Here is a 13548-nt window from a genome sequence, read left to right on the forward strand (position 1 = left end):
TCACCAGCGCCTCCGGTGCCGCCGCGGAGCGGGCACTCAGACCGGCAGCGCCTCGACGGCGTCCTTGGCCTGCGTGAGGCTGGCGCCGGTGTGCTCGCGATAGACCTTGATGGCGTGGATCGTCTTGCCGGCGCGGCGGAGCGCCTGCACCTCGGCCAGCCAGGGCTCGGTCGCGGACGCCGTCAGCGGGGCCACGCCTGCGGGCGACGCGGCACGGGCCAGCTGGGCCAGCTGTGCCTCGAGCGAGGCGACGCGTCGCTCGAGCTCCGCGATCCGGGTGCGGTCCGCATCGCTCCCAACGCCCGGGCCGATCACCTCGGGCCTGCTGAAGAGTCCCATCGTGGCCTCAGGCGTCGACCTTCTCGGCCCCGCGGCGCCAGCGGATGCCGGCCTCCATGAAGTCGTCGAGGTCACCGTCGAAGACGGCGCTGGGGTTGCCCGACTCGTGGCCGGTGCGCAGGTCCTTGACGATCTGGTAGGGGTTGAGCACGTAGTTGCGCATCTGGTCGCCCCAGCTGGCGGCGACGTCGCCCTTGAGGTCCTTCTTGAGCGCGGCCTCCTCGGCCTTCTTCTTCGCCAGCAGCTTGGCCTTGAGGACCACCATGGCGGAGGCCTTGTTCTGCAGCTGCGACTTCTCGTTCTGGCAGGACACGACGATGCCGGTGGGGATGTGGGTCAGGCGGACCGCGGAGTCGGTGGTGTTGACCGACTGGCCGCCCGGGCCGCCCGAGCGGAAGACGTCGGTGCGGATGTCGTTCTCGTCGACCTCGATCTCGTCGGTCTGCTCGAGGACCGGCACCACCTCGACGGCGGCGAACGACGTCTGCCGGCGGCCCTGGTTGTCGAACGGGCTGATCCGCACGAGGCGGTGGGTGCCGGCCTCGACCGACAGGGTGCCGTAGGCGTAGGGCGCGTGGATGGCGAACTCGGCGGACTTGATGCCCGCCTCCTCGGCGTAGGACACGTCGTAGACCTCGACGCCGTACTTGTGCTGCTCGGCCCAGCGCGTGTACATCCGCATGAGCATCTCGGCGAAGTCGGCCGCGTCGACGCCGCCGGCGCCCGAGCGGATCGTGACGATCGCCTCCCGCTCGTCGTACTCCCCCGACAGCAGGGTGCGGATCTCGAGCGACTCGACCGACTTCTTGATGCGGGCGAGCTCGGCCTCCGAGTCGGCGAGCGAGTCGGCGTCGCCCTCCTCCTGCGCCATCTCGACCATGAGCGCGAGGTCCTCGATGCGTGCCTCGAGGCCGGTGAAGCGGTCGAGCTCCCCCTGCAGGGCGGAGAGCCGGCCGGTGATGCGGGTGGCGCTCGCCACGTCGTCCCAGAGGTCGGGGGCGGCGACCTGCTCGCCCAGGTCGGCGATCTCGCCGCGCATCTTGTCGAGGTCGAGGACCTGACCGATGGTCTTCATGGTCGCCCGGAGCTGCTTGATCTCTGCGTCGTAGTCGATGCCTGCCACGAGAGCCAACCCTACGGCCAAACGCCAGTCGGGGCCTGATCGCGGCTCCGGACGCGCAGCAGCGGCGCGCACTCCCGGGCCTGTGACCCCGGTCGTGCGCGCCGCTGCCGGATCGGGTGCGCGTCAGCGCGTGCAGAGCACCTCGGGCGTCGCCACCGCGGCGACCGCGACGGGCGTCGCGGTGGTGGACAGGTCGATCTTGAGGCGGAAGACGCCGGAGAGGTCGAGGACCTCGTCGGCCACGACCGTGCCGACCGCCAGCGGGTGCGTGGCCAGGACGGCGCCGTCGGCGCTCACGGTCACCGCGCCGCTCGAGCCGGTGGCCGAGCTGTCGGTGAGGGCGTACGTCGCGCGCAGGGCGGTGCACTTGCGGCCGAGGGTGTACTCCACCGACGCCGGCTCACCGGAGGTCGTGGTCGCCAGGCTCTGGCCGAAGTAGTCGGCGCCGATGAGGACGCCGGTCGCGTCGAGGTTCACGCGGGGGCCACTGGTGCGGTAGGCGAGCTTCTCCCACTTGTAGACCTCGACGGCGACGGGCTTGCTGAAGCCCTTCGCGATCCCGTTCGAGGCGGGCTTGAGCACGCGGTACTCGCGGGGGCCCGGGGTCGAGGGCGTGTCCTTGAGGAGGTAGGTGCCGTTGTTCTTGACCTTGACGTTGCCGGTCACCTTCCACGTCTTCTTCTTGCCCACGCGCTGCTGGAGCACGACCTTCTGGCCGGCGGCCTTCGGCGTCACGCGGCCGCGGACCTTGACCGTGTCCTCCTTGGCGACGGCGACCTCGATGTTGGCCTTGGCGGTGACCTTGTAGGCCTGGGTGGGCGCGGCCTGGGCCGGCGCGGTGAGCGCCAGCGAGCCGGCGGCGAGCGCCACCGTGGCGGCGAGTGCGGTGATGCGGTTCATGGTTCGTCCCCGTTGTGTGCGGGCCCGGGGTTGCGGGCCGTTCAGTCAGGGAGACGCGGTGGCTCCGGCGAAAGTTGTGGCCGGGCCGAGCAGCGCCCCCGCGTGGCCCGGCACGCTCAGCGTGCCGCCGCCCAGGTCGACGCCCGCCGGCGTCTCGAAGAGCACGTCGCGCTCCCCCACCTCGACCCGGGCGGGCTCGTCGCCGGTGTTGACCACGACGAGCAGGTCGCCGCGGGCCATGGTGAACACCCGGCCCTCGACGGTGCACGAGACCGAGCCGAACGACGGGTCGGTGAGCTGTGGCAGGTCGCGCCGCAGCCGGCCGAGGCGCTGGTAGCAGTCGAGCAGCACCGCGTGCCGCCCCTCGGTCCGCTCGTCCCAGTCGAGCCGGGAGCCGTGGAAGGTGGCGACGTCCTGCGGGTCGAGCACCTCGTCGCGGTCCCAGCCCATCCTCTCGAACTCGGCGATCCGGCCCTCGGCGGTCGCCGTGCCGAGCTCGGGCTCGGGGTGGGAGGTGAAGAACGCGAACGGCGTCGAGGCGGCCCACTCCTCGCCCATGAAGAGCATCGGGGTGAAGGGCCCGGCCAGCGTCAGCAGCGCCGCGCAGGCGAGCTGGTCGTCGTCGAGGTGCTCGGCGAGCCGGTCGCCGCGGGCACGGTTGCCGACCTGGTCGTGGTTCTGGTTGGCGACGACCAGGCGCCAGGTCGGCATGTGCGCGGTGTCGACGGGCGCCCCGTGGTCGCGCTCGCGGAACGACGAGAACGTGCCGTCGTGGAAGAAGCCCCGCTCGCACACCTTGGCCAGCGCCTCGAGCGGCGCGAAGTCGGCGTAGTAGCCGGTGGTCTCGCCGCTCAGCGCGACGTGCACGGCGTGGTGGAAGTCGTCGCTCCACTGGGCGTCGAGCCCGTAGCCGCCTGCCTCGCGCGGGCGCACGAGCAGCGTGTCGTTGAGGTCGGACTCGGCGATCAGCGTCAGCGGGCGGCGCACGTGGGCGGACCAGGCGGCGGTCTCGATCGCCATCTCCTCGAGCAGGTGCACCTCGGAGGTGTCGCTGAGCGCGTGCACGGCGTCGAGGCGCAGCGCGTCGACGTGGTAGTCCTCGAACCACATCCGCACGTTGTCGAGGATGTAGCGGCGCACCTCGGCCGACCCCTCGCCGTCGAGGTTGACCAGGTCGCCCCAGGTGTTGCGGCCGTCCTTGAGGTAGGGCCCGAACAGCGGCAGGTAGTTGCCCGAGGGGCCGAGGTGGTTGTGGACGACGTCCTGCACGACGCCGAGGCCCTTGGCGTGGCAGGCGTCGACGAGGCGGCGGTAGCCGTCGGGGCCGCCGTACCCCTCGTGCACGGCGAACCAGCCGACGCCGTCGTAGCCCCAGTTGTGGGTGCCGTTGAAGGCGTTGACCGGCATCAGCTCGACGAAGTCGACGCCGAGGTCGACCAGGTGGTCGAGTCGCCCGGCAGCCGCGGCGAACGTGCCCTCCGGGGTGAACGTGCCCACGTGCAGCTCGTAGATCACCGCCCCCGCGAGCTGGCGGCCGGTCCACGCCGAGTCCTGCCACTCGTGGGTGTCGACGTCGCGCCGCGACAGGCCGTGCACCCCGTCGGGCTGGCGACGCGAGCGCGGGTCGGGCCGCGGGTCGGGGTCGTCGTCGAGGAGGTAGCCGTAGTCGACGGCGTCACCCACCGGCGGCACCGGCCCGGTGGGACTCCACCAGCCGTCGTCGGCGCGGGTCATCTCCACCACCTCGCCGGCGACGTGCAGGCGCACGCGACCGGGCCTCGGCGCCCAGACGTCGAACGGGCCGCGCACGTCAGCCCACCTTCACGAGGAGGGCGACGGGGTGGACGGCGAGCAGGTCGGCGAGCCGGCCGTCGGTGTCGAGACCGGTGAGCACGTCGTGCCACCGGCCGTCGGGGAGCTCCAGCACGGTGTCGCCCCAGCCGCCGGCGGCGGCGAGCCCGACGGGCAGCCGGGTGGCGACGGCGATCGCGCCGCCGCGGTCGTAGGCGACGACGTGGTCGGCCGCGGCGCCGGTCGCGCCCACCGGGGCGTAGCCGGTGAACAGCTCGGGACGGTCGCGGCGCAGCGTCAGGGCGGTGCAGGTGACGTGCAGCTTGGTCGCCGCGTCGTCCTCGGCGGTGCCGGCCAGCACCGCGACCCGGTGGTCGAAGTCGACCCGGCGGCGGTTGTCGGGGTCGACCAGCGACGTCTCCCACAGCTCGCTGCCCTGGTAGACGTCGGGCACGCCCGGCATCGTGATCGCGAGCAGCTTGGCCGACAGCGAGTTGGCCTGGGCGGGTGCGTCGATCCGCGCGGCGAGGTCGAGGAGCACCGCGCGCACCTCCTCGGAGTCGAAGATCGCATCGACCGCCGCGTGCACCTGCTTCTCGTACGCCTCGTCGGGCTCGGTCCAGGTGGTGCGGTCGCCGGCCTCCCGCATCGCCTTCTCGGCGTAGCCGTGGAGCCGCTCGCGCAGGTCGGGCAGGTGGTCGGGCGTCTCCCAGGTCCAGGCTGCGCCGAGCACCGCCTGCCACAGCAGTGAGCCGAAGCCCGGGTCGGGGACCGGCGCGAGCCGCAGCAGCTCGTCGAGCGCCCGCTCCCAGTGGCCGGGCTCCTCGGCGAGCACGGTGATGCGGGCGCGGACGTCCTCGCCGCGCTTGGTGTCGTGGGTCGAGAGCGTGACCATCGCGTCGGGCCAGTCGCGCTGGCGGGCGGCCATCGCGTCGTGCCACTCCTCGACGCCGACGGAGAAGATCGACGGGTCGCCGCCGACCTCGTTGAGCGACGTCAGCCGCGACCACCGGTAGAACGAGCAGTCCTCCACACCCTTGGCCATCACCATGCCCGAGGTCTGCTGGAAGCGGCGTGCCGGCTGGCCCCACTCGTCGTTGAGCAGCGGCTCCAGCACGTCGTACGTCGCCGCGAGGTCGGGGCGGTGCGCACGCGCGGCGGCGAACGCCTGGTCGAGGTGCTCGCGGCCCTCGGGGAGGTAGGAGCGGTAGACCGGGAAGCAGGCGAGCAGCTCGGCGACCGCGTCGGCCACCGAGTCGGAGTCGGCACCAGGCCCGGCCTGCTCCTCGCGCGACTCCAGCACGCGCTCGACCTCGCGGGTGATCCGCAGGACCTCCGCGCGCAGGATCCCGTCGGCGACGGCGCGCTTGTTGTCGTGGACCATCTGCGCCCAGTCGACGCTGGTGCCGCGCAGCCGGTCCTCCAACGCGGTCAGCGGCGCCTCGCCGGCCGGGTCGGTCAGCAGGCGGTCGATCAGCGCGAGCGCGTCGTAGCCGGTGGTGCCGGCGGTCGCCCAGTCGGCGGGCAGGTGCTCGCCGGGCTCGAGGATCTTCTCCACCAGCACGTAGGCGCCGCCGGTGAGGGCGGCGAGGTCGTCGAGGTAGCGCTTGGGGTCGCGGAGGCCGTCGGGGTGGTCGACCCGCAGGCCGTCGACCAGGCCCTCGTCGAACCACCGCTTCACCTCGGCGTGGGTCTCGGCGAAGACCTCGGGGTCCTCCACCCGCACCGCGGCGAGGGTGTTGACGGCGAAGAACCGGCGGTAGTTGAGGTCGTCGTCCGCCGCGCGCCAGCTGACCAGCTCGTAGTGCTGCTCCTCCAGCGTGGACGTGCCGGGGGCGAGCGGGAAGCGGTGGTCGTGGTAGCGCACCTCGCCCTCCCCCGCCTCCGACACCGCGAGGTGGATCGCGTCCTCGTCGTCGTCGCCGACCACGGGGATCAGGATGCGGCCGTCGCCGGCGGCCCAGTCGACGTCGAACGCCGACGCGTACTCGGACCCGCGCCCCAGCCTGAGCACGTCCCACCACCACGGGCCCTCCGCCGGGGTGGCGACGCCCACGTGGTTGGGCACGATGTCGACCAGCACGCCCATGCCGAGGCGCCGGGCCTCGGCCGACAGCGCGGCCAGGCCCTCGGCGCCGCCGCGCTCGGGGTCGACGTGGTCGAAGGCGACGACGTCGTAGCCGTGCGTGCTGCCGGGCTCGGAGGCCAGCAGCGGCGACAGGTAGACCCAGTCGACACCGAGGTCGTGGAGGTAGAGCAGCACCCGGGCCGCGTCGTGCAGCGTGAAGTCGGGGCTGATCTGGAGGCGGTAGGTGCTGTGCGGCGTACGCCGCTCGGGCCGGCTGGGGGTGGGGGCGTCGGTCACGAGGCGTCTGTACCCGAGCGGGCCGCCAGTGATGCCGCCACCGAGTGGTCGGAGCTGGTCTCCTCGTCGGAGTGCTCGCGGAGCACCACGACGCAGTGCGTGTCGAGGTCGAACGTGCCGCCCGCCTTCAGCGTCGGGCCGGCGTCGGCGTCGCCGCTGGTGTCGATCACCACGTCCCACGCGGCGGCGTACTCCTCCGGCGGCAGGGTGACCTGCGCCGGGCCGTCGGCGTTGAAGTAGAGCAGGAAGTGGTCGTCGGTGATCGTGGCGCCCCGGGCGTCCTTGCCGGCGATGCCGTTGCCGTTGAGGTACATCCCGATGGCCTTGCCGCCCTCCCAGTCGTCGTCCTCCATCGGGGCGCCGTCGAGGTCGAGCCACACGATGTCGTTGAGGCGCTCGCCGTCGCCGGTGCGCACGGTGTTGCCGGTGAAGAAGCGCTTGCGGTGGAACGTCGGGTGGTCGGCGCGCAGCCCGGCCACCGCCGCGGTGAACTCGATCAGCGGCCGGTCGGCCTCGTCCCAGTGCACCCAGCTGATCTCGCTGTCCTGGGCGTAGGTGTTGTTGTTGCCGTGCTGGGTGCGGCTCAGCTCGTCGCCGTGCAGCAGCATCGGCACGCCCTGGCTCAGCAGCAGGGTCGCGATGAAGTTGCGCTGCTCGCGCGCTCGCGCCTGCAGGATCTCCGGGTCGTCGGTCGGTCCCTCCACACCGTGGTTCCACGAGCGGTTGTGGCTCTCGCCGTCGTTGTTGTCCTCGCCGTTGGCCTCGTTGTGCTTCTCGTTGTAGGACACGAGGTCGCGCAGCGTGAAGCCGTCGTGGGCGGTGACGAAGTTGATGCTGGCGAAGGGCCGCCGGCCGGAGTGCTCGTAGAGGTCGGAGGACCCGGCGAGTCGCGAGGCGAACTCGCCCAGCGACGGCTCACCGCGCCAGAAGTCGCGCACGGTGTCGCGGTAGGCGCCGTTCCACTCCGTCCACTGCGGCGGGAAGCCGCCGACCTGGTAGCCGCCGGGCCCGATGTCCCACGGCTCGGCGATGAGCTTGACCTGGCTGACGACCGGGTCCTGCTGCACCATCTCGAAGAACGTCGCCAGCTTGTCGACGTCGTAGAACTCGCGGGCCAGGGTCGCGGCGAGGTCGAAGCGGAAGCCGTCGACGTGCATCTCGGTGACCCAGTAGCGCAGCGAGTCCATGATCAGCTGCACCGAGTGCGGGTGGCGCACGTTGAGGGTGTTGCCGGTGCCGGTGTAGTCCATGTAGTAGCGCTGGTCGTCGTCGACGAGGCGGTAGTAGGCCGCGTTGTCGATGCCCTTGAAGCTCAGCGTCGGGCCGAGGTGGTTGCCCTCGGCGGTGTGGTTGTAGACGACGTCGAGGATGACCTCGATGCCGGCGGCGTGCATCGCCTTGACCATCGCCTTGAACTCCTGCACCTGCTGGCCCTGCTTGCTCGACGCGTAGTCGGCGTGCGGGGCCAGGAAGGCCAGGGTGTTGTAGCCCCAGTAGTTGCGCAGGCCCTTCTCGAGCAGGGTGGAGTCCTGCACGAACTGGTGCACCGGCATCAGCTCGATCGCGGTGACGCCGAGCTTCTGCAGGTGGGCGGTGATCGACGGGTGCGCCAGCCCGGCGTACGTGCCGCGCTGCTCCTCCGGGACGTCGGGGTGCAGCCGGGTGAGGCCCTTGACGTGCGCCTCGTAGATGAACGACTCGTTGTAGGGGATGTCCAGGCGCCGGTCGCCCTCCCAGTCGAAGAACGGGTTGATCACCACGCCGTGGGTCATGTGCGCGGCCGAGTCGTCGTCGTTGCGCGAGTCCTCGTCGCCGAAGTTGTAGGCGAACAGCGACTGGTCCCAGTCGATCTCGCCCGCGGTCGCCTTGGCGTACGGGTCGAGCAGCAGCTTGTTGGGGTTGCAGCGCAGCCCGCGGGACGGGTCCCACGGCCCGTGCACGCGGTAGCCGTAGCGCTGGCCGGGCTGCACCGTCGGGATGTAGCAGTGCCACACGTAGGCGTCGACCTCGGTGACCTCGAGCCGGGTCTCGACGAAGCCGCCGGGGGCGTCCGGGTCGGGGTCGAACAGGCACAGCTCGACGCGCTCGGCGACCTCGCTGAAGAGCGCGAAGTTGGTGCCGGTGCCGTCGAACGTGGCTCCCAGGGGATAGGCAGTGCCGGGCCAGGTCTCGATCATGCGACGAACGTACCGGCGACGCGCCGCTAGTCCCTCCCCCGACCCATTCGATGGGGTGGGGCCGTCCCGTCGAGGGTGACGCGTGTCCCAGCCGGGGCTCCCCCGGTCGGCGTCGCGACGACGACAGCGGTGGCGGCCCTGGTGCGGCTCCCCGGGTCACTCCCGGGTCACTCCCGGGTCACTCCTGGGTCACTCCTGGGTCACTCCTGGGTGGCGATGTCATGGACGGGAGGGCGCCTGGTCGCGACGAGTGCGGCCACCGTCGCCGTCCCCGCGGCCAGCAGGGCGACGGTGACGCTCACGCCGCCGAGCAGCTGCCAGGGAACGGCGACGGCCGGCGACCCGAGGTGGCGCCACGTCCCGACCCACAGCCCGACCAGGGCGGCGACGGAGACCACGGTCCCGAGGACGAGGCCGATGAGCAGGATGGCCGCCGTCTCGGTGAGGACCACCCGGACGACCTGCCGGCGGGTGATGCCGGCGAGGCGGTCCACGGCGAGCTCGGAGCGACGCTGGGTGATGGCGATCGCGAGGGTGCTCAACAGGCTGATGAGCGCATAGACGCTGCCCACACCGACGAGGGCCGTCATCACCGCCCGGTTGTCGTCGGCCTTCGCCGCCGTGAGCTCCGCGACCTCCTCCTCCTGGCTGGTCACCTCGCCCAGGGCGAGCGCCTCGATGGCGCTGCGGACCTCGTCGGGGGCAGCTCCGCGCTCGAGGGTCACGAGCACGGTCGAGGGCGAGCCGGCGAGGATCCGGTCCGGGACCGCCTGTCGCGCGACGTAGCAGCAGTCGGCGGCCGCCAGGCCCTCGCCCGTGCGGGCGGCCTCCCGCAGGACCCGGGTCCGGCCGCCCACGGTGAGCGTGATGCGTCGGATGCGGCCGGCGATCCGGGCATCCTCCACACCCGGCCCGAAGACGATGTGACCGGCATCGAGCGCAGCGGTGCTGCCGCTGCGCGGAGGGTGGGGATGGACGACGCCGAACCGGGAGGGCTCGACGGCCAGGACCGTCCCCCGGAGCGCGCGGACGGCGTCACCCCGGGTGATCTCGACCCGCGCCGGGACCTGGACCTCCGTGTCGGCGCTGGCGACGCCGTCCACGGCCGCGACCCGCCGCGACGGGTCGCCGTGGGTGCGCACGAGGAGGTCTGCGCGGGTGAGCGTGGTGATCTCGAGCTCGCCGGCCTTCGTCTGGGTGTCGAGCAGGCCCTGGAGGCCCACGACGAGCCCGACGAGGACGATCAGGGGCGCGGCGACCTGGGCGGCACGGCGGGCGTCGCCACGGATCTTCGCGAGGGCGAGCCGGCCGAGCGGGTCACGGACCGCCGGGCCGATGGCCCAGGCGAGGAGCGGGACCAGCAGCGGGCTGAGCTGACTCATGGCGATCGAGCCGGTGATGATGATCCCCAGCGCGAGCAGGAGGGGGCCGAGGATGCCCCCCACGGCCACCGCCGCGGCCATCTGGGCGAGGGTGACGAGGGCGCCGAGCGTGCCCCAGATCCAGCGGGACCGCGTCATCGCCGAGCCCTCGGCGCCGCGACGTTGCAGCGCCTCGAGCGGCGTGATCCGGGTGGCCCGTCTGCTCGCCGCGCGCGCACCCGCCACCGCGACTCCGATGCCGACCGCCGCGTCGGCGACCAGGTGGGCGGTGCTCCACTCCACGTGCACGTCGTCGGGCAGGACCCCCAGGCCCACGAAGATCCTGACCTGGACCGCAGCGACGACCACGCCGAGGACCGCCCCCGCCAGGGCACCCGCCGCCCCGAGCAGGGCGGCCTCCCCGAGGAGCAGCAGCCGGAGCTGGCGCCGCTTGAGCCCGGCGAGCCGCAGCAGCGCGAGCTCTCGTCGTCGTTCGGTGATCGCGAAGTCGACGGTGGAGCGCACCACGAAGATCGTCAGGAAGACGCCGAGGATGCTCGCCAGGCCGTTGAGCGTGTTGGCGCCGCTGAGCCGCGCCTCGTAGGCGGCCTGCTCCGCGGCGGACAGGCCGGCCGGTGGCGACGCGGACGCGACGGTGCTGGCGATGCTCAGCCCGGCATGGACGAGCGCGACGCCGATCGCGATGGCGCAGAAGGTGCCCAGCAGGAGGTGCCAGCGGTCGCGGAGCACCCGCACTGTGAGGACGATCATCGCACCTGCTCCAGCCCGCCGAGACGGGCCGCGATCTGCGCCGACGTCTCACCGCTCGCCTGGTCGACCACCAATCCGTCGCGCATGAACACCACGCGGTCCGAACGGGCGGCCACCGTCGGATCGTGGGTGACCATCAGGACCGTCTGGTCGTGCCTGTCGACCAGGGCGCGCACGAGGTCGAGGACGGTGGCGGCCGAGGCGGTGTCGAGTGCTCCGGTCGGCTCGTCGGCGAACAGCACGGCCGGCCGGGTGATGACCGCGCGCGCGATCGCCACCCGTTGCTGCTGGCCGCCGGAGAGCTCCCGCGGACGGTGGGTGGCACGTTCGCCGAGCCCCAGGTCGGCGAGCACGCGGCGGACGGCAGCCGTGTCCACCCGGCGCCCGGCGAGGCGCATCGGCAGCGTGACGTTCTGCTCGGCCGTGAGCGCGGGGATGAGGTTGAAGCCCTGGAAGATGAACCCGATCGTCGTACGCCGCAGCTGGGTCAGCTCGTCGTCGTCCAGCGCCGACAGGTCGTGCCCGGCGAGGGCCACCTGTCCCTCGGTGGGGCGGTCGAGTCCCGCCGCACACTGCAGGAGCGTGGACTTGCCCGATCCCGACGGCCCCATGACCGTGGTCCACGTGCCCGGGGCGCAGGCGAGTGAGACACCCCGCAGCGCGTACACGACGTTGTCACGTGTGCCGAAGCGACGGCTCACGTCGCGGATCGTGAGGACGTCTGAGGTGTTCATGGCTCCAGTCCACCGCGGATCCGGTCCGTGCTCACTGGCGCCAGCTGCCGCGTCGAGGGTAGGGCCAGCCATACCGTCCGGGCGTCCTGTTCCTCCTAGGATGGCCGCCATGCCCGGTCGACCAGGTGCCGTGCTCGCCGTGCTGCGTCTCGCCGCGAGCGCGCTGGAGGTCCTGGCGGTGTGGTTCGTCATGACGCTGGGCCTCATCCCCGGCGTCCTCGGGGCGCAGCAGGCCTTCCTCGGCCCGGATCGCGTCGCCGGTGCGTCCCTCCTGCTGGCCGCACTGGTGCTCTCCGGCCTGCTGGCCCTCGCGACGGCCCGTCCCCTGGCCGCCCGGTCGCGGCGTCGTCTCCGGACGAGGGCGCCGGCTCGACCGAGGGGTTGGCTGGACGGTCCGTCCCTCGCCTGGCTCGCCACCACGCTCACCGTCAGGTCCGCGGTCACGGCACTCGTCCTCGTCGTCACGCTCGTCTCCGCGGTGGCGGCGCTCGCGCCGTTGCTGGTCTCGCGCGGTGACCGGGTCGACTTCGGCCCCTGGCGGATCGACGACCAGGGCCCGGCGATCGTCGTCGCCCTCATCGGTCTCGGCTGCCTGACCGCACTCCTGGTGGGTGCGCCGCGGCTCGCGGCGCTCGACTCCCGCCTGGCGCACGCCGTGCTCCTCGGCCGCGAGGAGCGGCTGGAGCAGGACCTCGCCGCCGCGACCACGTCCCGGGCCCGGATCCTCGATGCCTTCGACGTCGAGCGCCGACGCATCGAGCGCGACCTCCACGACGGCGTGCAGCCCGAGCTGCTGCGCGTGTCCATGACCCTGGGCCTCGCCCTGGCCGTCATCCCCGAGGACGACTCCGCCCGGCCCCTCGTGGCGCAGGCGCAACGCGAGTCACTGTCGGTGCTCGAGACCCTGCGCCGCTTCGTGCGCGGCATCCATCCCCAGGTGCTCGACGACCACGGCCTGACCGCTGCCCTGGGAGAGCTCGCGAGCGGGGCACCCATGCCCGTCACCATCGACGACAGGCTCGGCGGGCGCCTGCCCCCGCACCTCGAGGCGTCCCTCTACTTCGCCACCGCCGAGCTCCTCAGCAACGTCACGAAGCACGCCGACGCCGGCCGCGTCGGGATCAGTGTCGTCAGGCAGGACGGCAGCGTGGTGATCACCGTCTCCGACGACGGCCGCGGGGGCGCCGACCCGACCGGCGCGGGACTCACCGGGGTCAGCGACAGGCTGGCGGCCATCGACGCCCGCCTCGAGCTCCACTCCCCCGGCGGCGGTCCGACCCGCGCGAGGATCACCGCACCGATCGGGGACCGGCCATGACCCTGCGCGTCGTGCTCGCCGAGGACAACGCCCTGCTCCGCGAAGGGCTCAAGGCGATCCTGAGCATGGGTGAGCTCGACGTCGTCGACACCGTCGGCGACGCGGACGCGCTCACCGCGTCGGCCGAGCGGCACCGGCCCGACATCCTGATCACCGACGTACGCATGCCGCCGCACCTCGGGGCCGACGGCCTGCGCGCCGCCACCCGGCTCCGCGAACGTCGTCCCGACCTGCCGGTGATCGTGCTGAGCCAGTACGTCGAGCGCAGCTATGTCACCGACCTGCTCGACTCCGCGTCGGGTGCGGGCTTCGGCTACCTGCTGAAGGATCGGGTCACCCAGGTGGCCGAGTTCCTCGCGACCATCCACCGCGTGCACGCGGGCGGCACCGCGCTGGACCCGCTGGTCGTCACCCAGCTGCTCCGGACCACCACCCATCCGCTGACCCGCCTGACCCCGCGGGAGCGCGAGGTCCTCGCCCTCCTCGCCGAAGGGCTCTCCAACCAGGCCATCGCCTCGCGCCTCTTCGTCAGCGAGTTCGCCGTGGTGAAGCACGTCGGCAACATCCTCATGAAGCTCGACCTGCCGCCCGACGACGACCACAACCGTCGCGTGATGGCCGTGCTCGCCTACCTGCAGGGACCGGGCTCCTGACCTGCGCCGACCGAGT

10 protein-coding genes are annotated in these 13548 nt (G+C 72.5%); 2 read left to right on the top strand and 8 right to left on the bottom strand.

Annotation, left to right across the window (positions count from 1 at the left end; genetic code table 11):
• Positions 1 to 36: 36 nt before the first annotated feature.
• The 8 genes from AC3X7Z_RS02645 to AC3X7Z_RS02680 all read right to left on the bottom strand — a co-directional run bounded on the left by AC3X7Z_RS02645 (position 37) and on the right by AC3X7Z_RS02680 (position 11561).
• Entirely contained in the window at positions 37 to 339 is a 303-nt protein-coding gene (locus tag AC3X7Z_RS02645; RefSeq protein ID WP_489974905.1) for a hypothetical protein, read from the bottom strand.
• A 7-nt stretch (positions 340 to 346) separates the two neighbouring features.
• Entirely contained in the window at positions 347 to 1462 is a 1116-nt protein-coding gene (gene prfB, locus AC3X7Z_RS02650) for a peptide chain release factor 2 (protein ID WP_186340663.1), read from the bottom strand.
• Positions 1463 to 1585: 123 nt separating this feature from the next.
• Positions 1586 to 2362: a hypothetical protein gene (locus AC3X7Z_RS02655; protein ID WP_489974906.1), complete on the bottom strand. Its 777-nt coding sequence runs from the start codon at positions 2360 to 2362 to the stop codon at positions 1586 to 1588.
• A gap of 45 nt (positions 2363 to 2407) precedes the next feature.
• Complete coding sequence (gene treZ, locus AC3X7Z_RS02660) at positions 2408 to 4171, bottom strand: malto-oligosyltrehalose trehalohydrolase (protein WP_489974907.1); 1764 nt, start codon at positions 4169 to 4171, stop codon at positions 2408 to 2410.
• A 1-nt stretch (position 4172) separates the two neighbouring features.
• The gene (treY, locus tag AC3X7Z_RS02665) at positions 4173 to 6518 is read right to left on the bottom strand and encodes a malto-oligosyltrehalose synthase (protein WP_489974908.1); all 2346 of its coding nucleotides are present in this window, start codon (positions 6516 to 6518) and stop codon (positions 4173 to 4175) included.
• On the bottom strand, positions 6515 to 8695 hold the full coding sequence (gene glgX, locus AC3X7Z_RS02670; RefSeq protein WP_489974909.1) for a glycogen debranching protein GlgX: 2181 nt from the start codon (positions 8693 to 8695) through the stop codon (positions 6515 to 6517). The genes treY and glgX overlap by 4 nt, the downstream gene beginning before the upstream one ends.
• Positions 8696 to 8895: 200 nt before the next feature.
• The gene (locus AC3X7Z_RS02675; protein WP_489974910.1) at positions 8896 to 10827 is read right to left on the bottom strand and encodes an ABC transporter permease; all 1932 of its coding nucleotides are present in this window, start codon (positions 10825 to 10827) and stop codon (positions 8896 to 8898) included.
• Positions 10824 to 11561 carry an ABC transporter ATP-binding protein gene (locus AC3X7Z_RS02680; RefSeq protein ID WP_489974911.1) on the bottom strand — a complete coding sequence of 246 codons (738 nt, stop codon included), beginning with the start codon at positions 11559 to 11561 and terminating at the stop codon, positions 10824 to 10826. Before AC3X7Z_RS02680 ends, AC3X7Z_RS02675 begins: the two co-directional genes overlap by 4 nt.
• Positions 11562 to 11670: 109 nt before the next feature.
• Between AC3X7Z_RS02680 and AC3X7Z_RS02685 the strand changes: the two genes are divergently transcribed.
• Positions 11671 to 12879, top strand: coding sequence for a sensor histidine kinase (locus AC3X7Z_RS02685; protein WP_489974912.1), 1209 nt, complete (start codon positions 11671 to 11673; stop codon positions 12877 to 12879).
• Entirely contained in the window at positions 12876 to 13532 is a 657-nt protein-coding gene (locus AC3X7Z_RS02690; RefSeq protein WP_489974913.1) for a response regulator, read from the top strand. The genes AC3X7Z_RS02685 and AC3X7Z_RS02690 overlap by 4 nt, the downstream gene beginning before the upstream one ends.
• Positions 13533 to 13548: the final 16 nt, after the last annotated feature.

This window comes from Nocardioides sp. Z24_21, assembly GCF_058134345.1.

Coding starts and splice junctions, on each gene's coding strand:
- AC3X7Z_RS02645 (WP_489974905.1), bottom strand. CDS start 339: ATGGGACTCTTCAGCAGGCCCGAGGTGATCGGCCCGGGCGTTGGGAGC.
- AC3X7Z_RS02655 (WP_489974906.1), bottom strand. CDS start 2,362: ATGAACCGCATCACCGCACTCGCCGCCACGGTGGCGCTCGCCGCCGGC.
- glgX (WP_489974909.1), bottom strand. CDS start 8,695: ATGATCGAGACCTGGCCCGGCACTGCCTATCCCCTGGGAGCCACGTTC.
- AC3X7Z_RS02675 (WP_489974910.1), bottom strand. CDS start 10,827: ATGATCGTCCTCACAGTGCGGGTGCTCCGCGACCGCTGGCACCTCCTG.
- AC3X7Z_RS02680 (WP_489974911.1), bottom strand. CDS start 11,561: ATGAACACCTCAGACGTCCTCACGATCCGCGACGTGAGCCGTCGCTTC.
- AC3X7Z_RS02685 (WP_489974912.1), top strand. CDS start 11,671: ATGCCCGGTCGACCAGGTGCCGTGCTCGCCGTGCTGCGTCTCGCCGCG.
- AC3X7Z_RS02690 (WP_489974913.1), top strand. CDS start 12,876: ATGACCCTGCGCGTCGTGCTCGCCGAGGACAACGCCCTGCTCCGCGAA.